Annotated in this window: 23 protein-coding genes; 18 read left to right on the forward strand and 5 right to left on the reverse strand. The window is 64.7% G+C overall.

Annotated features, from left to right (window positions below; genetic code table 11):
• Positions 1-51 precede the first annotated feature (51 nt).
• The 7 genes from HHL26_RS04095 (at position 52) to HHL26_RS04130 (ending at position 5,567) form a co-directional block, all read left to right on the forward strand.
• Positions 52-369 (forward strand): hypothetical protein, encoded by a 318-nt coding sequence (locus HHL26_RS04095; protein ID WP_066555016.1) that lies wholly within the window; start codon positions 52-54, stop codon positions 367-369.
• 570 nt (positions 370-939) lie between these two features.
• Positions 940-1,755 carry a ferredoxin--NADP reductase gene (locus HHL26_RS04105; protein WP_066555022.1) on the forward strand — a complete coding sequence of 272 codons (816 nt, stop codon included), beginning with the start codon at positions 940-942 and terminating at the stop codon, positions 1,753-1,755.
• Between the two features lie 199 nt (positions 1,756-1,954).
• Positions 1,955-3,316, forward strand: coding sequence for a S41 family peptidase (locus tag HHL26_RS04110; RefSeq protein ID WP_066555026.1), 1,362 nt, complete (start codon positions 1,955-1,957; stop codon positions 3,314-3,316).
• A gap of 127 nt (positions 3,317-3,443) precedes the next feature.
• The gene (locus tag HHL26_RS04115; protein ID WP_066555028.1) at positions 3,444-3,929 is read left to right on the forward strand and encodes a disulfide bond formation protein B; all 486 of its coding nucleotides are present in this window, start codon (positions 3,444-3,446) and stop codon (positions 3,927-3,929) included.
• A complete protein-coding gene (locus tag HHL26_RS04120; RefSeq protein ID WP_066555029.1) occupies positions 3,926-4,477 on the forward strand; it encodes a demethoxyubiquinone hydroxylase family protein in 552 nt (183 codons plus the stop codon). The genes HHL26_RS04115 and HHL26_RS04120 overlap by 4 nt, the downstream gene beginning before the upstream one ends.
• Positions 4,478-4,485: 8 nt before the next feature.
• Positions 4,486-5,076 (forward strand): hypothetical protein, encoded by a 591-nt coding sequence (locus tag HHL26_RS04125; protein ID WP_066555031.1) that lies wholly within the window; start codon positions 4,486-4,488, stop codon positions 5,074-5,076.
• A gap of 95 nt (positions 5,077-5,171) precedes the next feature.
• Positions 5,172-5,567 (forward strand): hypothetical protein, encoded by a 396-nt coding sequence (locus HHL26_RS04130; RefSeq protein ID WP_066555033.1) that lies wholly within the window; start codon positions 5,172-5,174, stop codon positions 5,565-5,567.
• Between the two features lie 6 nt (positions 5,568-5,573).
• Here HHL26_RS04130 and HHL26_RS04135 read toward each other — a convergent pair whose 3' ends face one another.
• The 3 genes from HHL26_RS04135 to HHL26_RS04145 form a co-directional block, all read right to left on the reverse strand.
• The gene (locus tag HHL26_RS04135; protein ID WP_066555036.1) at positions 5,574-5,978 is read right to left on the reverse strand and encodes a RidA family protein; all 405 of its coding nucleotides are present in this window, start codon (positions 5,976-5,978) and stop codon (positions 5,574-5,576) included.
• A 65-nt stretch (positions 5,979-6,043) separates the two neighbouring features.
• Entirely contained in the window at positions 6,044-8,692 is a 2,649-nt protein-coding gene (locus tag HHL26_RS04140; RefSeq protein WP_066555038.1) for a TonB-dependent receptor, read from the reverse strand.
• 281 nt (positions 8,693-8,973) lie between these two features.
• On the reverse strand, positions 8,974-9,558 hold the full coding sequence (locus HHL26_RS04145; protein ID WP_066555040.1) for a TlpA disulfide reductase family protein: 585 nt from the start codon (positions 9,556-9,558) through the stop codon (positions 8,974-8,976).
• 55 nt (positions 9,559-9,613) lie between these two features.
• Here HHL26_RS04145 and argH point away from each other — a divergent pair, with 55 nt between their 5' ends.
• The 5 genes from argH to HHL26_RS04170 are packed head-to-tail and all read left to right on the forward strand — an operon-like array spanning position 9,614 to position 14,260.
• A complete protein-coding gene (gene argH, locus HHL26_RS04150) occupies positions 9,614-10,993 on the forward strand; it encodes an argininosuccinate lyase (RefSeq protein ID WP_066555047.1) in 1,380 nt (459 codons plus the stop codon).
• Positions 10,993-11,256, forward strand: coding sequence for a hypothetical protein (locus HHL26_RS04155; RefSeq protein ID WP_066561422.1), 264 nt, complete (start codon positions 10,993-10,995; stop codon positions 11,254-11,256). Before argH ends, HHL26_RS04155 begins: the two co-directional genes overlap by 1 nt.
• Before the next feature lie 30 nt (positions 11,257-11,286).
• Entirely contained in the window at positions 11,287-12,552 is a 1,266-nt protein-coding gene (lysA, locus tag HHL26_RS04160; protein WP_066555048.1) for a diaminopimelate decarboxylase, read from the forward strand.
• A complete protein-coding gene (locus tag HHL26_RS04165) occupies positions 12,552-13,310 on the forward strand; it encodes a bifunctional precorrin-2 dehydrogenase/sirohydrochlorin ferrochelatase (protein WP_066555051.1) in 759 nt (252 codons plus the stop codon). Before lysA ends, HHL26_RS04165 begins: the two co-directional genes overlap by 1 nt.
• A complete protein-coding gene (locus HHL26_RS04170; protein ID WP_066555059.1) occupies positions 13,307-14,260 on the forward strand; it encodes a zinc transporter ZntB in 954 nt (317 codons plus the stop codon). The genes HHL26_RS04165 and HHL26_RS04170 overlap by 4 nt, the downstream gene beginning before the upstream one ends.
• Positions 14,261-14,266: 6 nt before the next feature.
• Here the strand turns inward: HHL26_RS04170 and HHL26_RS04175 are convergent, their stop codons facing one another.
• On the reverse strand, positions 14,267-14,890 hold the full coding sequence (locus HHL26_RS04175; protein WP_066561423.1) for a response regulator: 624 nt from the start codon (positions 14,888-14,890) through the stop codon (positions 14,267-14,269).
• Between the two features lie 53 nt (positions 14,891-14,943).
• Positions 14,944-15,585 (reverse strand): TetR/AcrR family transcriptional regulator, encoded by a 642-nt coding sequence (locus HHL26_RS04180; RefSeq protein ID WP_066555064.1) that lies wholly within the window; start codon positions 15,583-15,585, stop codon positions 14,944-14,946.
• A gap of 90 nt (positions 15,586-15,675) precedes the next feature.
• On the opposite strand from HHL26_RS04180, the gene HHL26_RS04185 reads away from it, so the two are divergent.
• The 6 genes from HHL26_RS04185 (at position 15,676) to HHL26_RS04210 (ending at position 23,296) form a co-directional block, all read left to right on the forward strand.
• A complete protein-coding gene (locus HHL26_RS04185) occupies positions 15,676-17,220 on the forward strand; it encodes an efflux transporter outer membrane subunit (protein WP_066555066.1) in 1,545 nt (514 codons plus the stop codon).
• Positions 17,213-18,364, forward strand: coding sequence for an EmrA/EmrK family multidrug efflux transporter periplasmic adaptor subunit (locus HHL26_RS04190; protein WP_066555069.1), 1,152 nt, complete (start codon positions 17,213-17,215; stop codon positions 18,362-18,364). Before HHL26_RS04185 ends, HHL26_RS04190 begins: the two co-directional genes overlap by 8 nt.
• A gap of 11 nt (positions 18,365-18,375) precedes the next feature.
• On the forward strand, positions 18,376-19,905 hold the full coding sequence (locus HHL26_RS04195) for a DHA2 family efflux MFS transporter permease subunit (RefSeq protein ID WP_066561425.1): 1,530 nt from the start codon (positions 18,376-18,378) through the stop codon (positions 19,903-19,905).
• Positions 19,906-20,001: 96 nt separating this feature from the next.
• Positions 20,002-20,580, forward strand: coding sequence for an ANTAR domain-containing protein (locus tag HHL26_RS04200; protein WP_066555072.1), 579 nt, complete (start codon positions 20,002-20,004; stop codon positions 20,578-20,580).
• Complete coding sequence (locus HHL26_RS04205) at positions 20,580-21,782, forward strand: CmpA/NrtA family ABC transporter substrate-binding protein (protein WP_066555074.1); 1,203 nt, start codon at positions 20,580-20,582, stop codon at positions 21,780-21,782. The genes HHL26_RS04200 and HHL26_RS04205 overlap by 1 nt, the downstream gene beginning before the upstream one ends.
• Positions 21,783-22,036: 254 nt before the next feature.
• Positions 22,037-23,296, forward strand: a complete 1,260-nt coding sequence (locus tag HHL26_RS04210; protein WP_066555077.1) for a nitrate/nitrite transporter — start codon at positions 22,037-22,039, stop codon at positions 23,294-23,296.
• The last annotated feature ends 59 nt before the right edge of the window (positions 23,297-23,355 follow it).

Below are 23,355 nucleotides of genomic sequence, written 5' to 3' on the forward strand. Positions count from 1 at the left end.
TCGGCGGCGCGGAATGCTATCATGCATCGAATTTTCAGCGGGATATTTCCTATGGCTATGTTTGATGATCTGATGGGCAATTTCGGTGGTCTGGAGGCGGTTGCCGCGAAGATCGGCCTTCAGCCTGAGCAGATGCAGGCGTTGATGAGCGAAATCGGCGGCAAGATCGCTTCGGGCGAAACGGATGTCGCTGCCCTGGCGACCACGGCTGCCGAACATGGCGTTTCGGCGGACAAGCTGCAGGAACTGTTCGCGCATTTCGGCGGACCCGAGGCCATATTGTCGAAAATCGGCGGCCTGTTCGACCGTGACGGCGACGGCAATCCGCTCAATGAACTGGGCGGGCTGGCCAAAGGCCTGTTCGGCTAATCTCCGTCATCCCAGCGCAGGCTGGGATCTCGTGAGGCCGGGTCGTGCCCTATCGCCTGAGATCCCAGCTTGTGCTGGGATGACGTTTGGCGGAAATAGCCGGACATACCCATGATGAGGTATGCTTTTCGATAGGGAAGCGGCTATGGCCTTGCTGCGGGGACGGGCGTGTCGGCGCTCGGCAAGCAGGGGAATTCATCATGATGGGGGATATGCTGCGCGGCAGCGCCGCCATTGCAGCCATATTAAGCGGCAATGCACAGGCGCAGAGCCAATTTTTGTCTGGGGAATGGATGCAGGACGGCGCGTGCGCCCCCAGCTATCGCGCGCTGCATGCTGCGGAGCCGCGCAATCTTCCCTGCTGCGTTCCGGCGCGCCGGGCGGTGCCGCCCCTTTGCCCACGATCCTGAATCGGGCGCGGATGATCGTCAGCTTTCGCACCGACAAGTTTTTTTCGCCTTGCCTTGAAACGTCCCAGGGGGCATTCGCGCTGCATAGCTTATTGCGAAGCCCACGCAACTGACGCTCTTACCGGCGACGGTCGCCCTGGATTTGGCAGGGGAAAAGGTTTTGAACGACGTGACGATCGAAAAGCCGGTGCTGGAACCGACCGGCGCGCTTTCAGTGGAAACCGTGCTGTCGGTGCGGCATTGGAACGAACATCTTTTCAGCTTCCGCATCACGCGGCCGGCAAGCTTCCGCTTCCGTTCGGGCGAGTTCGTGATGATCGGCTTGGCTGGCGACAATGGCAAGCCGCTGCTGCGCGCCTATTCGGTCGCCAGCCCCGCCTGGGACGAGGAACTGGAATTCCTGTCGATCAAGGTGCAGGACGGCCCGCTGACCTCCAGGCTGCAATTGATCCAGCCTGGCGACCAGATTTATCTGGGCCGCAAGCCGACCGGCACGCTGGTGACGGACGCGCTGCTGCCGGGCAAGCGGCTGTTCATGCTGTCGACCGGCACCGGGCTTGCGCCGTTCCTCAGCCTGGCGCGCGATCCGGACGTCTATGAATTTTACGAGCAGGTCGTGGTCGTCCATTCCGTCCGCCGGGTGAGCGATCTGGCCTTTCATGACGAACTGTCGGGCAAGCTGACGGAGGATCCGCTGGTGGCCGAACAGGCGGCGAGCCAGTTCCATTATGTGCCGACCGTGACGCGCGAGCCGTTCCGGAACAATGTCCGCATCGACACGCTGATGGAGACGGGCGCGCTGTTCGAAGGCATAGCGGGCGAGGCCAAGTTCAATCCGGAAACCGACCGGATCATGATGTGCGGCAGCATGGAAATGATCAAGCAGTTCGGCGCCTGGTTCGAGGAACATGGCTTTGCCGAGGGCTCCAACGCAGCCCCGGGCGCTTATGTGATCGAGCGCGCCTTTGTCGGCTGATGGGGTTGTTGTCATAACGGGAAAGAAGGGGCTGGCGGCGACGCCGGCCCTTTTTGCTTTTTGGGGAATTGTCTGAATTTAGCCGTCGCGGCCGTCGCTTGGCCGTGCCGTTCCGATAATTTCTCGACCCCACCAAGCTTTTTGCGTCTGCAAGGAAATGCCCTATACTGTTCGCTTGATGCCAGGACTCAGGACAAGCATGAAATCCAATTTCTTCCGGGGCGCGGTTGCCCTTGGCGCGCTCGCGCTTATTCCCGCCACCACCGCGGCGCTCGCTGACGGGGAAGCGAGCAGCTACAAGGCGCTCGACGAGTTCATGGACGTGTTCCAGAAGGTCCGCAGCGACTATGTCGAAAAGGTCGACGACGAAAAGCTGATCAAGGGCGCGATCGACGGCATGCTTGCCAGCCTCGACCCGCATTCCAGCTTCCTCGACGCGCGCGATTTCCAGAATCTGCGCACCCAGACCGAGGGCAGCTATGGCGGCCTCGGCCTCTCCGTCACGCAGGAGGACGGTGCGGTCAAGGTGATCGCGCCGACGCAGGATACTCCGGCCTGGCGCGCCGGGATCAAGGCGGGCGACTATATCACCCATCTCGACGGGCAGCTCATCTATGGCGGCACGCTGGATGAGGCGGTCGACAAGATGCGCGGCGCGCCGGGCACGCAGATCAAGCTCACCATCGTCCGCCCCGGTCGCGACAAGCCGATCGACCTCACGCTCACCCGCGAGATCATTCAGCTCAAGCCCGTGAAATGGGAAGTGAAGAACGGCATCGGCGTCATCAACATCGTCAGCTTCTCTGCCAATACTGGCGCCGACGTGCGTCAGGCGATCCGCAGCATCGACAAGAGCCTGGGCCGCAAGCCGACCGGCTATATTCTCGACCTGCGCTCCAACCCCGGCGGCCTGCTGGATGAAGCCGTGTCGGTCAGCGACACCTTCCTGGAACGTGGCGAGATCGTGTCGCAGCGCGGTCGTCAGAAGGGCGATGTCGAGCGCTATTATGCCAAGCCCGGCGATGACGCGAAGGGTCTGCCGATGATCGTGCTGGTCGACGCAGGGTCCGCTTCGGCGTCTGAAATCGTCGCGGGAGCCTTGCAGGACCAGCATCGGGCGCTGGTGATGGGCGAGCGCAGCTTCGGCAAGGGCAGCGTCCAGACTATGCTCCCCCTGAGCAACACCACGGCGCTCAAGCTGACCACGGCGCGCTATTACACGCCCTCGGGTCGTTCCGTGCAGGAAGGCGGGATCGAGCCGGATGTGCGGGTGCCGCAGCTTAGCGATCCCGATTACAAGAACCGTCCGAAGTTCCGCGAGAGCGACCTGCGCCGGCATCTGATCAATGAGATCAAGACCGACAATGCCGCGCTGGAAGAGGACAGCAAGGACGATCCGCGCTTCGCCGCGACGGCGGAGGAATTGAAGAAGAAGGGGGTCGAGGACTTCCAGCTCGACTATGCGCTAAAGACCATTTCCCGCCTGGCAGCCAAGCCGGGGGCTGCCGTCGCTCAGGTCGATCCCAAGGCCCAGCCGGCGCGCAAGCCTGCGACGCGCTGACAACAAAATGACCTTACCGGCTGAACTGCTCCTGCCTTCGCAGGAGCACAACGGATAAAAACGATGTCCTTCCGTCCGCCCGCAAGTTCAGCATGACGAAAGGTGCGGGACGGTTTAAGCGAACGCTATGAAAAGCCTGCCCCTCGCCCGCGCTCTGGCGCTGATCGTGCCCTTGGCCATGCTGGCGGGCGCTTATGCCTTTCAGTTTATCGGCGGCCTGCACCCTTGCGAAATGTGCTGGTGGCAGCGTTATGCCCATATTGCGGCGATTCCGCTGGCGCTGATCGCCTATGCGACGCGGGGCAAGGCCTGCATCAGCGCGCTGTTCACGGGCCTTGCGGGCTTCGCCATCGGCATTGGCGGCGGCATCGGCCTGTTCCATGCGGGAGTCGAATATGGCTGGTGGCAGGGGCTGACCGCCTGCTCGACCAGTCCCGGCGGCGGCAGTTCGGCGGACATTCTCAACCAGATCATGGCGACGCCCATCACCCGCTGTGACGTCGCGCCGTGGAGCCTGTTCGGCATCTCCATGGCGGGTTATAACGGCCTCTTGTCGGGGGCGGCCGCGCTCCTCATCTTGGTGCTGCTGCTCGGAAAAGGGAGCAAGGTATGAGCGCAAAGGATTTCCCCCGCCCCGGCCGCCGCGTCACCGACAGGCAGCGCGCTTCCATGCTGCGCGTCGATCAGGCCGGCGAGTTCGGCGCGACCCGCATCTATGCGGGCCAGCTCGCCGTGATGGGGGACCGCCATCCTGATTCCCGCGTCATCGCCGGCATGGCTGTGCAGGAAGAACGGCACCGCAAGCATTTCGATGCGATGATCACGCGGCGGGGCGTGCGGCCGACGGTGTTGCAGCCGATCTGGAGCGTGGCGGGCTTTGCCTTGGGCGCGGTGACGGCGGCGATCGGGCCGCGCGCCGCCATGGCTTGCACCGCCGCGATCGAGACCGAAATCGACCGCCATTATGCCGAGCAGCTCGAGCAATTGGGGCAGGACGATCCGGAACTCTCCACCGCCATCGCGGATTTCCAGGCGGAGGAGGTGGAGCATCGCGACGCCGCCATTGCCCATGGCGCTGAGCAGGCTCCGGTCTATCCCTTATTGTCGGGCGTCATCCGATTGGGCTGTCGTGCCGCCATCGCCCTGTCGAAGCGCATTTGAGGAGAAGCATGATGAAGACCCGCCTGATCGCCGCCATGCTTTTGCTGGGCGCCGCCTCTCCCGTCATGGCGCAACAGGGGCCGAGCGTTCCGCAGGAGCAAGCCCCTGCCGCCCAATCGGGATCGGAACGCGTCAATCTGGTCATCGTCTACGGCGATGATCCCTGTCCGCAAAGCCAGGGCAGCGACATCGTCGTCTGCGCGCGCAAGGGTGAGGAGGAGCGCTATCGCATCCCCGAACCGCTGCGCGGCGATCCGAATCAGCCGAGCCACCAGGCCTGGGGCGAACGGGTGAAGTCGATGGAATATGTCGGCCGCAGCGGCACCGAAAGCTGCTCGCCGGTCGGCGGTGGCGGCGCGACGGGCTGCTTCGCGCAATTGGCGCGGTTGGCCAAGGCGGAACGGCAGGCGGCGGACAATGCAAGCTGGAAGGATCTTGTCGCGGCGGAGCGGGCCCGGCGTCTTTCCACCATCGATGTGGAGAGCAAGGCGATCGAAGCGCAGGCCGTGGCCGAGGAGAAGGCGCAGGCTGCCCAGCAACAGCAGCAGCAAAGCCAACCACAGGGTGCGGGGCAAGGAACGGCGACGCCGCAGCCCTGACGGCATTTGCCGTCGGGCGGCGTCTCGCAAAAAGGCTGCCGGCAACCGGATAATCCGGACGGCGGAAACAGGGGACGAACAAGGAATATGAATCGATGCGTCTCCTCACCACCCTTTCCCTGGCCGCCGTCGCGCTTGCGCCCTTGACGGTCGGCGGGGCGGCCCATGCCGAACCGCCGCAGAAAATCTTCAACCTGGTCGTCTATGGCGACGATCCCTGCCCGAAGGGGCAAGGCGACGAGATCATCGTCTGCGCGCGCAAACCCGAATCCGAACGCTACCGTATCCCCAAGAAGCTGCGCGAAAAACCCGAACCGGCGGGTGGTCCCGGTTGGGGCAGCCAGGTCGCGACCATGGAACAGGTGCAGCGGCAGACCTTGCCGGGCAGTTGTTCCGCCATCGGCAGCAACGGCTTCACCGGCTGCACCGCCAAGGCGCTGGAGCAATGGTTCGCGGAGCGGCGGATGCAGGAATCCAAGGGCGAGCCTTGAGCCGTCCTATTTGAAGCTCGCGATGCACTCGATTTCCAGCGGCGCGCCCCTTGCCAGCCCATCCGCGCCGAACGCGCTGCGGGCGGGCAGTCGCTTGCCCTGGTAATAGCTGACATAAACGTCATTGAAGCGCGGCCAGTCCGCCATATCGTCCAGCATCACCGTGCATTTGACGACATGGCCGAAGTCGAGGCCGTTATCCTTCAATATCTTGCCGATCGAATCCATCGAGTTGCGGACGGCAGCGTCGAAACCCTCCTTATGCGGGTCCATGCCGGTGGGCACCTGCCCGATCTGGCCGGAAAGATAGAGGGTATCGCCTGCCCGCACCGCGGGGGAGAAGGGAAGAGGCTGCTGGGCCGCCAGCGGCGCGGCGCCGAGAGCCAGGAACAAGGCAAGCCATTTCTTCATGTGCAAGTTTCCCCAATGCAAAAAGGGCCGGTCCTTTTCCGGACCGGCCCTTCCTTCGTGACGCTTTAGAATTTGAAGTCGAGGCGGGCGTAATAATAGCCGCCCGACGTGCTGTAGGGACCATGGCCATAATAGCTGTTATAGGCGCCGGCGCCGTTGATATAGGGTGAAACGCCCGCGCCCGGCGTGACGCCTTGCATCAGCGCCGGGATTTCAGGCCGCTTGTTGAATAGGTTGTTCGCGCCCACCGAGAAGGTGACGGAATCGGTGAAGTCGTAGCTCGCCTCCAGATCGGTGAGCGCGGTCGCCTTGACCACGCCGTTGAAATAGAGCTGGTTGGCGTTCACCCCGTTCACGAGGGCGCCGTCCGCAATCAGGAAGCCGCCATTCGGAATGAAGCCCCCGGCGGGCGTGAAGGCGGGACGGACAAGCACGCTGGTCTTGCCATAGAATGTTTCCCGCAGGTTGAGCGCGAACTTCCCGCTCTTGAACAGCGCCCCGGCGACGATCTTATAGTCGGGATTAGAGCGTTCGATATTGCTTTCCGACGCGGCGTTGAAGATGGGATAGCCCACCTTGTTGTTGGTGATCTTCGTCTTATTGTAGTTCGCCGTCAGCGACAGGTTCAGCGTGCCAAAGTCCAGCGCGACCGGATAGGCGGCCGAGAAATCGATGCCCCAGGTGCGGGTGTCGATGCCGTTGGTGAAGCTCGACACGCCGATCGTGCCGTTCGTGAACAGGGCACTGTCGAGGACGATACCCGCCGCGTTCAGGGCGTTCAGGATTTGCGCCCCGCCCGGCTGCGGCACGCCGTTGAGGACGGCGTTGCGCGCCGCCGTGCCGGTGATGCGATCCTTGATCTTGATGATGTAGCCGTCGACCGTGACGGCCAGCTTGGGCACCGGACGCAGCACGACACCGGCCGAGAAGTTCTTCGACTTTTCCGGCTTCAGGCTGCCGAAGCCCAGCAACGCCGCCGCTGGGGTTCCGGCGGGGAGCTGGGCGATGGCGCTGGTCGGGCCGACGTTGATGGTCGAATATTTCTGTTCCGCCAGCGTCGGTGCGCGGAAGCCGGTGCTGACCGTGCCGCGAAGCGCGAAGGCGTCGCTGAAGTCGTAGCGCGTGGTGATCTTGCCGATCGTCGTGTCGCCGAAGTCGGTATAATCCTCGTAACGGCCGGCAAGGTCGACGGACCAATGTTCGATTGGTTCTGCGATCAGGTTGATGTAGCCCGCGCGCGAACTGCGGCGGAACTTGCCTGCGTCGGTCGCCTTGTAGCCGGGGAAGGACTGAACGCCGGTCTTGTAGGTCGAATAATAGTCGCCCGCGACGATCTCATAGGTGTCGCGGCGATATTCGCCGCCGAACGCGAAAGTCAGCGGCCCGGCTAGCCCGGCTTCGAATTCCTTGCGGATGTCGGCGGTGACGGTGGTCTGGCTCAGGCGGAAGCCTCCGTCATAGGCCTTGTCCACCGTATTCGGCGCGCCGATGCCTCGCAGCGATGCGGCATAGCTTTCCTGCCAGACTTCGCGGTGGGCGGACGATTCCGTCCAGATGTCGTCCTTCTGATGGCCGTAGGTGGTGCTGAGGTCGTAATTCCAGCCCGAAACCTCTCCCTTGGCGCCAACGGTGAAGCTGTATTCGTCCTCGATCACATGTTGCAACGGGACCATGCCATTGATGCCGGTGTCGCCATAGCAGACATTCGGATTATAGGGCGCAGTCGTGATGCCGCCGCCCGCGTTTGTCTGAGTGATGACACCACCGACGTTCGTATATTCGTAGCAGATGCGCTTGGGATGACGGTAGCCCTGCTTGGCATAGCCGATGCGGCGGGCATAGTCGCCAAAGCTGTAGAGTTCGATGCCACCGAAATCATAGCCCATATTGTAGAAGGCTTCGGTCAGATAGGTTTTGGGCTGGCCGCCATTGATGCCCGACAGCGCGTCGCCGGCCAGGTTCGACCATTGGGCGGGCGTGTTGGGTTGAAGCGTGCCGTCCGGCTTGGTGATCTGCACCTGCCCGGTGCCGACGGTGGTGTAATCCTGGCGGCGGTGGAACAGGCTGAGGTTGAAGAAGCCGTCCTCGCCCAGCTTGAAGCCCATATTGCCGGAGACGGAGAACAGCTCGCCCTCGCTGTCATAATATTGGCCGCCAGTGACCTTGAAGCTGCCGCCTTCGTTGTTGTCCTTGAGGATGAAGTTGATGACGCCCGCGATCGCGTCCGTGCCGTACACGGCCGCCGCACCTTCCTGAAACACTTCGACGCGGGCGATGGCGTCCGGCGGGATCAGGTCGATGCTGGGCGCCGCCGAACCCTGGAAGGCGCCGGAGATCACCTGGAGGATGCCGTTGCCGTGGCGGCGCTTGCCGTTGACCAGCACCAGCGTGTGGTTGGGGCTGAGGCCGCGCAGACGGGCGGAGAGGGAGAAGCTGGAAAGGTCGGTGCCCTGCGTTTGCGCGGTGAAGCTCGGGACGATCTGGGTCAGCACCTGGTTGAGGTTCGGCTGGCCGACGTGGCTGATCGCTTCCTGGCTCAATACCTGGATCGGCGCGGCGCTTTCAGCGGCCTGCATGCCGACGGCGCGGGTGCCGGTGACGATGATGGCGGCGCCTTCATCGGCCTGCGCGGTTTGCGCTTCTTGCGCCATCGCGCAGGCCGACCAGGACGAGGCCAGCGCAAGTGAAAGTCGAAGAGCGGATAATCTTGTCATCTATGCCCCCTGTTTTGCATTTATTCATGACAAGGGGATCAACGAACTTTTCGGATTAAACCTCTATTGCGCTGCACAAAAATTTAAGAAAAATGACATGTTTCTCGTTTATTTCCATGATAAAATCACGCCAGATTGCTATGTTGCAGGGCGGCTTGGCAATTGATTAGGACGCACGTGGCCATGCGCATTTTGCAAGCAATGCGCATAGCGGGTTTTTGACGTAGGTTCGTTTCAGGCAACTTCACCTCTAATTCAGCATGACGGTGGGGTAAGGGGCGTCAGCTCGCCATCGCCGCATCGATCAATGCACGGCCTTCCTTGCTGCTCCAGTCCATCGCGCCGACCACCCGCGCCATTTCCTTGCCCTGCGCGTCATAGATGACGGTCGTGGGCAGCATCCCGGTGTTGTAATGGAAACCGAACTGGTTTTCCGGATCGATCCAGCCCTTCAAATGCGGCAGCGGGTGCTTCTCGAAAAAGGGCTTGATGACCGTTTCGCCCTGGCTGTCCTGCGAGATGGTGAGGACGGCCAGGCCTTTCTTGCCATATTCCGCCGCGACCGCATCGAGGGTGGGCATTTCCGCCACACAGGGCGCGCACCAGGTCGCCCAGAGATTGACCAGCATCGGCTTGCCCGCGAAATCCTTGAGACTGGCGTCGCTGCCGTCTGGGTTCTGGAAGGTGAAGTCGGGCGCGGGGGTGCCGGCCTTCGACCTGTCGAGCGTGTAGCTGAACTCGCCTCCCTTGCCCGGAGCGCCGCTTTGCGCGGGTCCGGTCGCCTCCCCGCTGGCGTTCGGGCCTTGCCCGGCGGGCGGCGATTGCTTATCGCACGCGCCAAGGCCAGCCAGCAGGAGCAGTGTCATTACGCAGGGTAAAGATCGGAACGGGGAAGATCGCACGGGAAAAAGCTCCAACAGCATGTGGGGCGGACGCTTTGCGGCCGGTCCGGCTTCGGTCATGCGGGAGATAAATGCCTCCATCCCCTTCGACAAGCGCTTGTGGAAACAGGATATCGCCGGATCGAAGGCGCATGTCGCGATGCTGGCCAAGCAGGGCATCGTCGACGGCGAGGACGCGCAGGCGATCACCGAGGGGCTGAACCGCATCGCCGCCGAATATGAAGCGGACGGCGTGCCGGTCGATCTGGACCTGGAAGACATCCACATGGTCACGGAATCGCGGCTGGCCGAACTCATCGGTCCGGCGGCGGGGCGGCTGCACACGGCGCGCTCGCGCAACGATCAGGTGGCGACGGATTTCCGCCTCTGGGTGCGCGACGCCATCGATGAGGTCGAGGCGGGGTTGGAAGGCTTGCAGGCGATGCTGCTGACCCGTGCCGAGGAACATGCCGATGCGGTGATGCCGGGCTTCACCCATCTCCAGTCCGCGCAGCCAGTGACCTTGGGTCATCATCTGATGGCCTATTATGAGATGGTTCGCCGCGACCGCAGCCGCTTTGCCGATGCGCGCGAGCGGTCGAACGAATGCCCGCTGGGCGCGGCGGCGCTGGCGGGGACGGGCTTCCCCATCGACCGGCATGCCACGGCGGCGGCGCTCGGTTTCGCCAAGCCGACCGACAACAGCCTCGACAGCGTATCGGATCGCGACTTCGCGCTCGATTATCTGATGGCGGCGACCCAGTGCAGCCTGCACCTTTCGCGGCTGGCGGAAGAGTTCATCATCTGGGCGAGCCAACCCTTCGGTTTCGTCAAGCTGCCCGACGCTTATTCGACTGGCAGCTCGATCATGCCGCAGAAGCGCAACCCCGACGCCGCCGAGCTGGTGCGCGGCCATGCCGGGCGGATCATGGGCTGTATGAACGCGCTATGCGTCACGATGAAGGGCCTGCCGCTCGCTTATTCGAAGGACATGCAGGATGACAAGCCGCCGGTGTTCGAGGCGCATGACCTGCTGGGCCTGTCCATCGCGGCGATGACCGGCATGATCGAGACGGTGACGTTCCGCACCGACCGGATGCGCGGGCTGGCGGAGAGCGGCTTCGCCACCGCGACTGATCTGGCCGACTGGCTGGTGCGGGAGGGCGATATTCCCTTCCGTGAGGCGCATCACATCACGGGCCGCGCCGTGGCGGCGGCGGAGGCGGCGGGCGTGCAGCTTGCCGATCTGCCGCTGGAAACGCTCAAGGCCATTGATGCGCGGATCGATGAGCGTATCTATGCGGTGCTGACGGTCGACGCCTCGGTCGCCAGCCGCAGGAGCCATGGCGGCACCGCGCCCGATCAGGTGCGGGCGCGGATCGCGCAGGCCCGGAACGACGCGAAAGGGCAGAAGAAGTGATGACGGCACGGATCGCCAAGGGAGTTGCACTAGCCGCGCTGGCGCTGGCTTTGGCGTCCTGCGGCGGTCGCCAGCCGTTGAAGCCGGTACAGGGGCAAAACCTGCCCGCCGTGCCGGTGGGTGCGGCGACGGCGCCGACCGCTGCGCAACTCACCACGCCCTCTATCCAGGCGCGGCCGGAACGGAACGTCGAACTGCTGACCCAATCGAGGGTGCGCGGCGACGACCCGTTCGACCTGCCGCCGGAGAGTGACCCCCGCTGATTTTAGCGAAGATTTCTAGGATAGACTGACTTGGACCATTTTACCTATGTCGACGGCGCGATGCTGGTGGAGCAGGTGCCGATGGCGGAGATCGCCGCGCAGGTCGGCACGCCCGTCTATATCTATTCGACCGCGACGCTGACTCGCCATGTCGGCGTGTTCCGCGACGGGTTGTCGCAGCTCAATGATCCGCTGATCGCCTTCGCGGTGAAGGCCAATCCCAATGCCGCCGTGCTGGCGACTTTGGCGAAGCTGGGTCTGGGCGCGGACGTGGTGTCGGCGGGCGAGTTGCTGCGCGCCATCGCGGCGGGCATTCCGGCGAACCGTATCGTCTTTTCCGGCGTCGGCAAGACTGCCGAGGAAATGCGCATCGCGCTGGAGCAGGGCATCTACCAGTTCAATCTGGAGAGCGAACCCGAAGCCGAGATGCTGTCCGAAGTGGCGCTGTTGATGGGGAAGAAGGCGCCGGTCGCCTATCGCATCAATCCTGATGTCGATGCCGGAACCCATGCCAAGATTTCCACCGGCAAATCTGAAAACAAGTTCGGCATCCCCTATGACCGTGCGCTGGCCAGCTATGCCGCCGCCCGCGCGCTCCCCGGCCTCGATGTGCAGGGCGTGGCGGTGCATATCGGCAGCCAGCTTACCGACCTCAGCCCGCTGGAAGCCGCTTTCATCAAGGTCGGCGCGCTGATCGAGAAGCTGCGCGGCGAAGGCCATGACATTCGCACCGCCGATCTCGGTGGCGGGCTTGGCGTGCCCTATGATCCTTCGCAGCCGTTGCCGCCCAGCCCCGCCGCCTATGGCGCGATGGTGACGAAGGTGACGCAGGGCTGGAATGTCCGCCTGATGTTCGAGCCGGGCCGCCTGATCGTCGGCAATGCGGGCGTGCTGCTGTCGCAGGTGGTGCGGGTGAAGCAGGGCGCGCAGGCGCCTTTCGTGATTGTCGATGCGGCGATGAACGACCTGCTGCGCCCCAGCCTCTATGACGCCTGGCACGACATCCGCGCCGTGCATCCCAAGGGCGACCGCGCCGCCGCCAATGTCGTCGGCCCGGTCTGCGAGACGGGGGACACCTTCGCCATGCATCGCGACATGGACGTGGTCGGGGCGGGCGATCTGATCGCGTTCATGACCGCCGGAGCCTATGGCGCGACCATGGCGAGCACCTATAACAGCCGCGCGCTGACCCCGGAGGTGCTGGTTTCCGGCGACAAATGGGCCGTTGTCCGCGCCCGCCCGCCGATCGAGGCGCTCATCCAGGGCGACAACATCCCCGGCTGGGTGAATGATTGATGCATAGCCTGCCCGTCTTCCTGCGATTGCATGGGCGGGCCGTCATTCTGACGGGCGAAGGTGAGGCTGCAGACGCCAAGCGCCGCTTGCTGGAACGGGCAGGGGCGCGGATCGTGGGCGAGGCGGAAGACGCCGCACTCGCCATCGTGTCGGATGGCGACGAGGTGACGGTAGCCCGGCTCCAGGCACGCGGGATATTGGTCAATGCGACCGACAAACCAGAGCTTTGCGACTTCACCCTGCCTGCGATTGTCGATCGCGAGCCGGTGTTGATCGCCATCGGCACGGGTGGCGCTTCGGCGGGGCTGGCCAAGGCCTTGCGTCAGCGGATCGAGGCTTTGCTGCCTGCACGGCTCGGCACGTTGGCAACGGCACTTTACGATGCGCGTGCTGCGATTCGGGCGCGTTGGCCGGATGCGGCGGCGCGGCGACGGGCGATCGATGCCGGGCTGGCGGTGGGCGGGCTGATCGATCCGCTGTCGGACAAGGCGGCCGACGCCGTGCCGGACTGGCTGGCGGGAAGTGCCGATGTCGGTGCCGACCGGCTGGAAACGATCCGGCTGCTCTCCGCCGATCCGGATGATCTCACCCTGCGCGCTGCGCGCCTGCTGGGCGAGGCGGACCGTGTCTATCATGCGCCCGATGTCCCTGCCGCGATCCTCGACCGGGCGCGGGCCGACGCCGTGCGGATCGAGGCGAGTACGCCGCCCGATCGGCCGGGCGAAGGTTTGTCGCTCTGGCTGGAGAGAGTGCCATAAGCCGGGTCTTTCTCTTCGATGGCGGCAAGGCGCACGAAATCTCGCTGGAGGCTTTCTGCGCCAGGACCGAAGATGCGCCGTTTAGCTGGGTTCACGCCGATGGCTGGCGGGAGGATGCCCGCGCCGTCGCTTCCCGATGCGACCATATGCCTGAAGCTGCGCTTTCCGCGCTGCTCGCGCAGGAAACCCGGCCGCGCTGCACGCTGATGGCCCATGGCGCGCTGGTGAACTTGCGCGGGCTCGGCGCGGCGGATGACGATGTGGGCGATCCGCTGGTGTCGATCCGCCTGTGGGCCGAACAGGCGCGTGTCATCTCCGTCAGCTATCGCCCGCTTGCAGCGATGGAACCGGTGACGGCGCAGATGCTGGGCGGCCTGATCCGCGATCCGGGCGATCTGATCGCCGCCTTCGCGCAGCAGATCACTGAAGCGCTCGACCCCGAAGTCGCCGATTTGGGCGACGGCCTGGACGAGATCGAAAGCGCGCTCACCGCACATGGTCCGGCCGAAGCGCGGCGGCGCGTGTCGGAAATCCGCGCTACCGCGATCAGCTACCGCCGCTTTATCGCGCCTCAAAGGCAGGCGCTGGAAAGACTGTCCACCGCCGACGCGCCGTGGCTGGAACCTGACGACCGGCTGCATTTGCAGGAAGCCGCCGACCGCTGCGCCCGCATGGCCGAAGAACTGGAAGCGGTGCGCGAACGGTCTGCGCTCGCCCATGAAGAGCTGACCGATCTGCGTGCCGAGCAGATGAACCGGCAGGCGCTGATCATTTCCGTCGTGGCTTTGGTTTTCCTGCCGCTGACCTTTCTGACCGGCCTGCTCGGCATGAATGTCGAAGGCATTCCTTATGCCCATGAACCCTGGGCCTTTTGGGGCGTGGTTGGAGTCTGCGTTGCCATGGCGGGTGGGATCGCTGGCTGGTTCGCCGCAACCCAATGGCTGAGGTGAAGGACGTCAGTTCCGCGCCGCGTTGAGGCGGGCGATCTCGTCATGCAGCGCCTGGATCGAGGAGACCAGACGTGCCCGGTCCGCCTGCATTTCGGCCAGGGCATCGCGTGTCTCGCCCAGTTCCAGCGCGCGGCGGGCGATCCGGGCGTCCAATTCCGCATTGTGCCGGGCCATCGTGCCGATCTGCTCGGCCCGCGCGCACAAATGGCGTAGCCGCGCATCCAGGAGGTCGAAGTCGAACGGCTTTACCACATGGTCGTCCGCGCCCGCGTCCAGCGCCTCGACGGCGGACACCTTGTCCTGCCGCCCGCCGATCATGACGAAGCAGGCATTGTCGGCCAAGCCCGCCGCGCGAATCTTCCGCATCGTCACCAGTGCCGGCAGCAGCGTCAGCCCCATGTCGATCAGGATGATGTCCACCGGCCGCGCCACCAGCATGCTGAGCGCGCCAAAGCCGTTTTCCGCCAGCGCCACATCATAGCCCAGATGCGACAGCCGCCGGGCCACGACCGCGCGCGACGTGGCGTCTTCATCGACCAGCAGAAGCCGCAATCGCCGGGCCGAGCGCGCCGTTTCCGGAGCCTGTGCCGGTTGCAGCCTGCTGATGCTGTCGCGTTTCCAAAATTGCATGACGTCCCACCTCTTGCCACCGCGCAGCATAGGATTGGGAGCCAAAGAAATGGTTAACGGGCGTCCGGCGCATAGGCGCGCATGAAGCAGTCGAGCCCATGGTCGACATCGGCCGCGATCTGGTCCGGGGTCGCCTGTGGGATCTGTCCCCAGATGACCAGTTGATGGCAGCCCGAAAGCATCATCATCGTGAAGGTGCGCGCCGCCAGTTCCGGGTCGGCCCGGCGCAGCAGGCCGCGATCCATGGCCCGTTCCAGAAATTCAGCGACCAGCCGCCGCGTATGGCCGGGGACGTGTTCGTAGAAGATGGCGCCCATTTCGGGAAAGCGTCCCGATTCGGACACGACCAGCCGGTACAGGGCAACGCTGTCGGACGAGGTGATCTTCGTGAGCAGGTTCAGTCCCAGCCTGCGCAACGTTTCCACCAGGTCGCCGCCAGGATCGAGGATTTCGGCCAGGCGGGCGAGATAGGCGGTGGTCGCGTCATCCAGAAAGGCGGCGAACAGGGCTTCCTTGGACGGGAAATAGCTCCATAATGTGCCCTTCGACCCGCCCAGCGTCGCTGCGATCCCCGACATCGTCGTCGCGGCATAGCCATTTTCCAGGAAGGACCGCGATGCCACCGCCAATATGGCTTTGCGCCGGTCGCGGCGACGCGCTTCTCGTCGGCTGAGCGGAGGGAGGAGCTTTGTCATAAAACCGTACCATATAGTACGCTATTTCTGTTGACAAGGATTCGCAACCGGCGCAAAGGCCAATTTCATACTATTTGGTACGGTTTGCTAATGTCCGTGAGTCGCCCCCCGAGTCTTCCCGCTCTTTCCGGTCGCGCCGGGCTTCTCGCAGGAGGCTTGGCGCTGCTCTCTGCCTGCGCGGCGGTGCCGGATCTGGGATCCCAGCCGGCGGTGCGCGCGCCTGGCAGCATTGCGGCGGAGCGCAGCCTTCAGGCTGACTATGCCACGCAATGGCCGTCCGAAGGCTGGTGGACGGCTTATGGCGATCCGCAATTGGATGCGTTGATCGAGGAGGGGCTGAAGGGATCGCCGGACGTGAGCGCTGCCGCCGCCCGCTTCGCCCAGGCCAACGCGGCCGCGCAGCAGGCGGGGGCGCCGTTGTTGCCGTCGGTCGATCTCGACGCCAATAGTGGCGTGACCAAATCCAGCTACAATATGGGCATGCCCAAGGAATTCGTGCCCAAGGGCTGGCTCGGTACGGGCCGGGTGGGCCTGAATTTCGGCTTCGACCTCGATCTTTGGGGCAAGAATCGCGCGGCGCTGGCGGCGGCGACGTCCGAAGCGCGCGCGGCGGAGATCGACGCGCGGCAGGCGCGGCTGGCGCTGGCGACCGGCGTGGCCGATGCCTACGCCGATCTCGCCAGGCTCCATGATGAGCGCGACATTCAGGCGCGGGCGCTGGAAATCCGTACCGCCAGCCAGAAGCTGGTGGCGGATCGCCGCGCCAACGGGTTGGAAACGCGTGGCAGCGAGCGGCAGGCCGATGCTACCGTCTCCTCCGCCAAGGCGCAGCTTGCCGCCGCCGATCAGGCGATCGCGGTGCGCCGGCATCAGATCGCGGCGCTGATCGGCGCGGGGCCGGATCGGGGCATCGCCATCGCCCGGCCGCAACTCCGCAAGCCCGGTCCGCTGGGTCTGCCCGCCGATGTGACGACCAATCTGGTCGCCCGCCGTCCGGACATTGCGGCCGCGCTCGCCCGGACCGAGGCGGCGGCCAAGGGGATCAAGGTGGCGCGGGCCGATTTCTTCCCCGCCATCCGCTTGAGCGCGCTGATCGGCGTGCAGTCGCTGGGCTATCAGACCCTGCTCCAGAACGGCGCTTTTTCCGGCGGGGCCAGTTCCTTTGCGGACACGCTGTTTAAGAAGGATTCGCTGTTCGGCAATGCCGGGCCCGCGATCAGCCTGCCGATCTTCCATGGGGGTGCGCTGAGCGGCCAATATCGCGGCGCGCGCGCCTTCTATGACGAGGCGGTGGCCAGCTATGACAAGACCGTGCTCGGCGCCTATCAGCAAGTGGCCGACGCGGTGACCGGGCGGCGGACGCTCGACCAGCGGCTGATCGACGCCCGCGCCGCGCTGACCGCATCGGAAGAAGCCTATGGCATCGCCCGCCAGCGTTATGAAGGCGGCCTCAACACCTATCTTGACGTACTGAACGTGGAAGACCAGCTTCTGGCCGCCCGTCAGACCGTCGCGGAGCTGGAGGCCAGCGCCTTCACGTCCGACATCGCCCTCATTCGCGCGCTGGGCGGCGGCTTTGCCGCCAGCGACGCCCAAATATCGCACCAGTTGTCCAAGGATATCCCCAATGGCTGATGCCAGGCCCGAATTCACGTCCGAAGCGAGCAAGGCCGAGGGTGCCACGCAGCGTCAGGACACCCGCAGAAAATGGCTGGTGCGGCTGGCGCTGGTCGTGCTGGTCGTCGGCGCGGCCTATGCGATCTGGTATCTGCTGATCGGGCGCAATCATGTCAGCACCGACAATGCCTATGTGAATGCGGAAGTGGCGCAGGTGACGCCGCTGATTTCCGCGCAGGCGGTCGAGGTGCTGGTGACGGACACCCAAGCCGTGAAGCGCGGCGACATATTGGTGAAGCTGGACCCCACCAACGCCCGCATCGCCATGGCGCAGGCGGAGGCCGATCTGGCCGAAGCCCGGCGCAAATTCCGCCAGACCGTCGCGACGAGCGGCGCGCTGGCCGCGCAGGTCGAGGCGCGTGGCGCCGACATCAACCAGGCGCGTGCCCAGCTTGCGACGGCGCAGGCTGATTTCGACAAGGCGCGCATCGACCTTCGGCGGCGCGAGGCGCTGGCGCCCAATGGCGCTGTCTCGGGCGAGGAACTGACCAGCGCGCGCAAGGGCTATGCCGCGGCGCAGGCGGCGCTCGACCTGGCGAGGGCCGGCGTGGCGACGGCGGAGGCGACACGCGGCGCGGCCAGCGGCCAGCTTGCCGCCAATGACGCGCTGGTGCGGGGTTCTACCATCGACACCGATCCCGCCGTGCTGGCGGCCAAGGCGAAGCTGGACAATGCCCGGCTCGATCTTGGCCGCTCCGTCATCCGCGCCCCGATCGACGGCGTGGTGACGCGGCGGCAGGTGCAGGTCGGACAGCGCGTCGCGCAGGGCACGCCGATCATGAGCATCGTGCCGCTCGCCCATGTCTATGTCGACGCCAATTTCAAGGAGCGGCAGCTTGGCCGGGTGAAGCCAGGCATGCCCGCCACCGTCACGTCCGACCTTTATGGCGGCGGCGTCGTCTATCATGGCAAGGTGGTCGGTTTTTCGGGCGGCACGGGGGCTTCCATGGCGCTGATCCCTGCGCAGAACGCAACCGGCAACTGGATCAAGGTGGTGCAGCGCCTGCCCGTGCGCATCGCGCTCGATCCCAGGGAACTGGCTGAGCATCCACTGCGCGTCGGCCTCTCCATGGAAGCCGAGATCGACCTCTCCGGCGAATAAGGAAGCCTTTGGTGAGCCGTCCGGCAGAGACATTCTCGCTCCTGTCGCCCCGTCACCGCCTGCTGGCGGGGCTGACGCTGGCGCTCAGCAATTTCATGGTCATGCTCGACCTGACCATCGCCAATGTGTCGGTGCCGCATATTGCCGGCAATCTGGGCATTTCCGCCGATCAGGGCACCTGGATCATCACCAGCTATGCCGTGGCGGAGGCGATCTGCGTGCCGCTGACCGGCTGGCTGGCGCAGCGGTTCGGCGCGGTCAGGCTGTTCGTCTTCAGCATGTTGGGTTTCGGCCTGTTCTCGCTGCTGTGCGGCCTGTCGATGAGCCTGACCATGATCGTGGTCTGCCGCATTGGCCAGGGTCTATGCGGCGGTCCGCTGATGCCGATGTCGCAGACCTTGCTGATTCGTATCTTCCCGCCGGAGCGGCGCGGGCGCGTCATGGGGTTGTGGGCGATGACGACTCTGCTCGGCCCGGCGCTCGGCCCGATCGTCGGCGGCTATATCAGCGACAATTGGAGCTGGCACTGGATCTTCTTCATCAACCTGCCGATCGCGGCATTGTGCGTCTTTTCCGCGCTGCTGCTGCTGCGCCCGGTGGAAACGGAGCGGGTGAAGCTGCCCATCGACTATATCGGCCTGGGGCTGCTGATCTTCTGGATCGGCTGCCTGCAGATCATGCTGGATATCGGGCGCGACCATGATTGGTTCGGTGACCCGCTGATCGTCGTGCTGGCGGTGCTGGCGGCCATCGGCTTCTGCGTGTTCATCATATGGGAACTGACGGAGGAGCATCCGATCGTCGACCTGCGCGTGTTCCGCCATGTCGGCTTCACTTCGGGGGTGTTCACGCTGGCGCTGTGTTTCGGCGCCTATTTCGCGGGCATCGTCATCATCCCGCAATGGCTGCAGATATCGATGGGCTATACCGCCGCCTCGGCCGGCCTGGCGACGGCGTTCACGGCGATGACGGCCATGCTCGTGGCGCCGATCGCCGGGCGGCTGGTTGACAAGGTCGACGTGCGCATCATGATTTCGGGCGCGGTCGCCTGGATCGGGTTGATGACGCTGTGGCGGGCGCATTGGACCACCGATGCGGATTTCTGGACGATCGCGATGCCGCAGTTGGTGCAGGGCTTCGGCATGCCCTTTTTCATGATCCCGCTGACGACGCTGACCCTGGGGTCGGTCCGGCCGGAGGAAACCGCCTCGGCTGCGGGCATGCAGAATTTCCTCCGCACGCTGGCCATCGCCATTTCTACCTCCATCGTGCTGACTGGCTGGGGCGATGGACAGCGCATATCGCGCAACGAGATGGTCGGCACGCTCCACGCCGATACGACCATGGCCGACCTGACGAGCAGGGGTTTCACCCAGGACCAGGCGCGGCAGATGGTGGCCAATCTGGTCGACGCGCAATCGCTGGTGCTGTCGATGAACCATGTCTTCTTCATCGCCGCCATGGTGCTGTTCCTGGCCGCGGCCGTGGTGTGGCTTGCCCCGCGCCCGACTAGAACCGTGGATCGCTCGGCAGCGCACTGAGCCCGACCGATGCGCCGTCATGGGCGAGCGTCGCGCATCGCGCCCGATTGACGCGGCGCGGCATCGCCGTCACTGAGTGGCAAAAAGGTGGGGTCCATGCGAATCGTCATCATCGACGACAGCGGCTTGCGCGCGACAGTCCTGGAAGAAGGCCTGCGCGAGGCGGGCTATGACGATATTCACATCGTCCCTCCGCGCGGCGGCTTCGTCGCGCGGCTGGAACGCATGGCGCCCGACGTCGTGCTGATGGACCTGGGAAGCCCCAGCCGCGACACGCTGGAGGAAATGCTGACCGTCAGCCGCGCGCTGGCCCGGCCCATCGCGATGTTCGTCGACCAGTCGGACGAATCCATGATCGGCGCGGCCATCGACGCAGGCGTGTCGGCCTATGTCGTGGATGGGCTGCGCAAGGAGCGGGTGAAGCCGGTGCTGGAACTGGCGGTGCGGCGCTTCAACGCCTTCGCCCGGCTGCAGACCGAACTGGACGAGGCGCGCACGGCGCTCTCCGACCGCAAGATCATCGACCGCGCCAAATCCATCCTGATGAGTCAGCGCGGCCTTTCGGAGCCGGATGCCTATGCGTTGCTGCGGTCGAGCGCGATGAATCAGGGGAAGAAGATCGTGGATGTCGCTCAGGCCCTCATCACGGCCAGCGATCTGTTGGGAGGGATGTGATGACGACCGACCTGCGCATCGCTTTCCTGCCGTTGACCGACGCCGCCGTGCTGGCGGTGGCACGGGAAAAGGGTTTCGCGGAAGAGGAAGGGCTGCATCTCGACCTCGTCCGCACGACGAGCTGGGCGACATTGCGCGACCGGCTGGTGTTCGGGCAGGTGCAGGCGGCGCATATGCTGGCGCCGCTGGCCGTCGCGGTGACGCTGGGATTGAGCCAGCAGGCGGCGCCGCTTTCCGCGCCCTACAAGCTCAACGTCAACGGCAATATGCTCGTGATGGCGAACGAGTTCGCGCAGGCGCTGGATCCCGACATATCGGCGCGGCTGGACGATCCGCTGGGCACCGCGCATGATTTCGCGGCGGCCATCGGTTTGTGGAAGCGCAAGCCGGTGATCGGCGTCGTCCATCGTTATTCCAGCCATTCGATGATGTTGCGCTACTGGCTGGCGAGCGCGGGCGTCGATCCGGATCGCGACGTGGTGCTGCGCGTCCTGCCGCCGTCGCTTACCGTGGAGGCGATGCGCGCCGGGGAGGTCGATGGGTTCATCGCAGGCGAGCCCTGGGGCAGCGCGGCGGTCGACGCGGGCCTGGCCGAAGCGGTGGCGATCGGGGAACGCATTTGGCGGCGCGGCGTGGAGAAGGTCCTGGCCTTCCGCACGCCCTGGCTGGATGAAAATCCCGACAGCGTCGACCGGCTGCTCCGGGCGCTGGTGCGGGCTGCGGCCTGGTGCGACGAGCCGGACCATCATGAGGCGCTCGCCCACCTCTTGTCGCAACCTCATTATGTCGACCAGCCCGCCGAGGTGATCCTGCGCGCTCTGTCGGGCGGGATCGTGGCGCGGGTGGACATGGCGCCGCTGTCCATGCCCGATTTCATGCTCTTCTCGCGCGAGGCCACGCCCTTTCCGTGGCGCAGCCAGGCGCTGTGGATCTATTCGCAGCTCGTTCGCTGGAAGATGGTGGAACATAGCCCGGAAAATGCCGCCAAGGCCGCGTCGGTCTTCCGCCCGGACATCTTCCGCCGCGCACTGGCCGACAGCGATGTGGCGATGCCGGGGGCCAGCATGAAGGTGGAGGGAGCGGTAGCCTCTCCGCTGGCAGTGGGATCGAAACGGGGTGAATTGACGCTGGGGCCTGACAGCTTTTTCGATGGGCGGGTGTTCGATCCCGAGCGGATCGAGGATTTTCTGGCAAGTTTCTAAAATCCGCCCCAAGCCTTCGGCGCAGGGAGGATTGGATTGGCTTTCGCAAATTTGTGCCTTGCAACATGAGGCGAATCACGAGATAAGATAAGAGTCGCGCGATGAAGCGCGTTTTCCGGGATGAGCCCTTCCCAAGGCTGGGATCGCGTTCTCCCTACGATTTTACAGCAAAGCCGCTGGCCGGATTTCGCAAAGAGCGAGGTCCGGACGCGGCTTTTTTCGTGTCCATTTTACAAGATTCGAGGGACATCATCATGGCAACTGCTCATTGGGAGAGCCCGGAAGGGGGCGAAGGGCCAGAAGGTCAGAAACAAACCGGCCAGACCAGTTTCTGGAAGGCTGGGCATACGCCGACCCTGATAGCCGCTTTCCTCTATTTCGACCTCGCCTTCATGGTGTGGGTGCTGCTTGGGCCGCTGGCGCCCTCCATCTCCAAGACGCTGGGCCTGACCCCGGCTGAAAAGGGGTTGATGGTCGCCGTGCCGACGCTGGCGGGGGCCGTGCTGCGCGTCGTCAACGGCCTGCTGGTCGACCGGATCGGCTGCAAGCAGGCGGGCGCAATCAGCCAGGTGATCGTCATCCTCGGTCTTGCGACGGCGTGGTTCATGGGCGTCAACAGCTTCGGCGGCACGCTGGCGCTGGGCGTGATCCTGGGCTTTGCCGGGGCGAGCTTCGCGATCGCGCTGCCGCTCGCCAGCCGCTGGTATCCGGCCGAGCATCAGGGCAAGGCCATGGGCCTGGCCGGCATGGGCAATTCCGGCACGGTGCTGGCCTCGCTGTTCGCGCCGATGCTGGCCAAGCTGTTCGGCTGGAACGCGGTGCTGGGTCTGGCCTGCATTCCGCTGACCATCGTCTTCGTCATCTATATGATCATGGCCAAGAACGCGCCCAATGCGCCCGCGCCCAAGAAGCTGGTCGACTATTTCCACCCGCTGAAAAGCGCCGACGCCTGGTGGCTGATGGGCTTTTACTCGGTGACTTTCGGCGGTTTCGTAGGGCTGGCCGCCTCGCTGCCGATCTACTTCACCGACCAGTTCGGGCTGACCCCGGTGGTTGCCGGCTATTGCACGGCTGGCTGCGTGTTCGCAGGGTCGCTGGTGCGTCCGATGGGCGGCGCGCTGGCTGACAGGATCGGCGGCGTCAAGGCGCTGATGATGGTCTATATCGCCGCCGCGCTGGCGCTGTCGGGTGTTGCTTATGCGCCGACGCTGGTCTCCGCCCTTGGCTTCTTCGTCGCCGCGATGCTGGCGCTGGGCGTGGGCAATGGCTCGGTGTTCCAGCTCGTGCCGCAGCGCTTCAAGGAAGAGATCGGCGTCATGACCGGCCTGGTCGGCATGGCGGGCGGCGTCGGCGGCTTCTACCTGGCATCCTCGCTGGGTATCGCAAAGCAGCTCACCGGCAGCTTCGCGCCCGGCTTCCTGATCTTCGCGGGTCTGGCCCTGGTCGCGTTCCTTGGCATCTCCCTGGTTCGCGCCCGCTGGCGCACGACTTGGACCAGCGCTGCCCGCATCTGATTGTTTCACGCTCTGACAGGAGGGGAGGCGGCGGCCCGCGACAGGCCGCCGCCCTTTTC

The organism is Sphingobium sp. TB-6 (assembly GCF_012927365.1).
Taxonomy (GTDB): domain Bacteria; phylum Pseudomonadota; class Alphaproteobacteria; order Sphingomonadales; family Sphingomonadaceae; genus Sphingobium.

Bases quoted from the DNA above. Each gene is read 5' to 3' on its own strand.
- HHL26_RS04135 (WP_066555036.1), bottom strand. From the start codon at position 5,978: ATGAAGAAATGGCTTGCCTTGTTCCTGGCTCTCGGCGCCGCGCCGCTG.
- HHL26_RS04140 (WP_066555038.1), bottom strand. From the start codon at position 8,692: ATGACAAGATTATCCGCTCTTCGACTTTCACTTGCGCTGGCCTCGTCC.
- HHL26_RS04145 (WP_066555040.1), bottom strand. From the start codon at position 9,558: ATGACACTGCTCCTGCTGGCTGGCCTTGGCGCGTGCGATAAGCAATCG.
- HHL26_RS04205 (WP_066555074.1), top strand. From the start codon at position 20,580: ATGACGACCGACCTGCGCATCGCTTTCCTGCCGTTGACCGACGCCGCC.
- HHL26_RS04200 (WP_066555072.1), top strand. From the start codon at position 20,002: ATGCGAATCGTCATCATCGACGACAGCGGCTTGCGCGCGACAGTCCTG.
- HHL26_RS04165 (WP_066555051.1), top strand. From the start codon at position 12,552: ATGCATAGCCTGCCCGTCTTCCTGCGATTGCATGGGCGGGCCGTCATT.
- HHL26_RS04155 (WP_066561422.1), top strand. From the start codon at position 10,993: ATGACGGCACGGATCGCCAAGGGAGTTGCACTAGCCGCGCTGGCGCTG.
- HHL26_RS04130 (WP_066555033.1), top strand. From the start codon at position 5,172: ATGCGTCTCCTCACCACCCTTTCCCTGGCCGCCGTCGCGCTTGCGCCC.
- HHL26_RS04180 (WP_066555064.1), bottom strand. From the start codon at position 15,585: ATGACAAAGCTCCTCCCTCCGCTCAGCCGACGAGAAGCGCGTCGCCGC.
- HHL26_RS04190 (WP_066555069.1), top strand. From the start codon at position 17,213: ATGGCTGATGCCAGGCCCGAATTCACGTCCGAAGCGAGCAAGGCCGAG.
- HHL26_RS04115 (WP_066555028.1), top strand. From the start codon at position 3,444: ATGAAAAGCCTGCCCCTCGCCCGCGCTCTGGCGCTGATCGTGCCCTTG.
- HHL26_RS04125 (WP_066555031.1), top strand. From the start codon at position 4,486: ATGATGAAGACCCGCCTGATCGCCGCCATGCTTTTGCTGGGCGCCGCC.
- HHL26_RS04185 (WP_066555066.1), top strand. From the start codon at position 15,676: ATGTCCGTGAGTCGCCCCCCGAGTCTTCCCGCTCTTTCCGGTCGCGCC.
- HHL26_RS04110 (WP_066555026.1), top strand. From the start codon at position 1,955: ATGAAATCCAATTTCTTCCGGGGCGCGGTTGCCCTTGGCGCGCTCGCG.
- HHL26_RS04095 (WP_066555016.1), top strand. From the start codon at position 52: ATGGCTATGTTTGATGATCTGATGGGCAATTTCGGTGGTCTGGAGGCG.
- HHL26_RS04210 (WP_066555077.1), top strand. From the start codon at position 22,037: ATGGCAACTGCTCATTGGGAGAGCCCGGAAGGGGGCGAAGGGCCAGAA.
- HHL26_RS04120 (WP_066555029.1), top strand. From the start codon at position 3,926: ATGAGCGCAAAGGATTTCCCCCGCCCCGGCCGCCGCGTCACCGACAGG.
- HHL26_RS04175 (WP_066561423.1), bottom strand. From the start codon at position 14,890: ATGCAATTTTGGAAACGCGACAGCATCAGCAGGCTGCAACCGGCACAG.
- argH (WP_066555047.1), top strand. From the start codon at position 9,614: ATGTGGGGCGGACGCTTTGCGGCCGGTCCGGCTTCGGTCATGCGGGAG.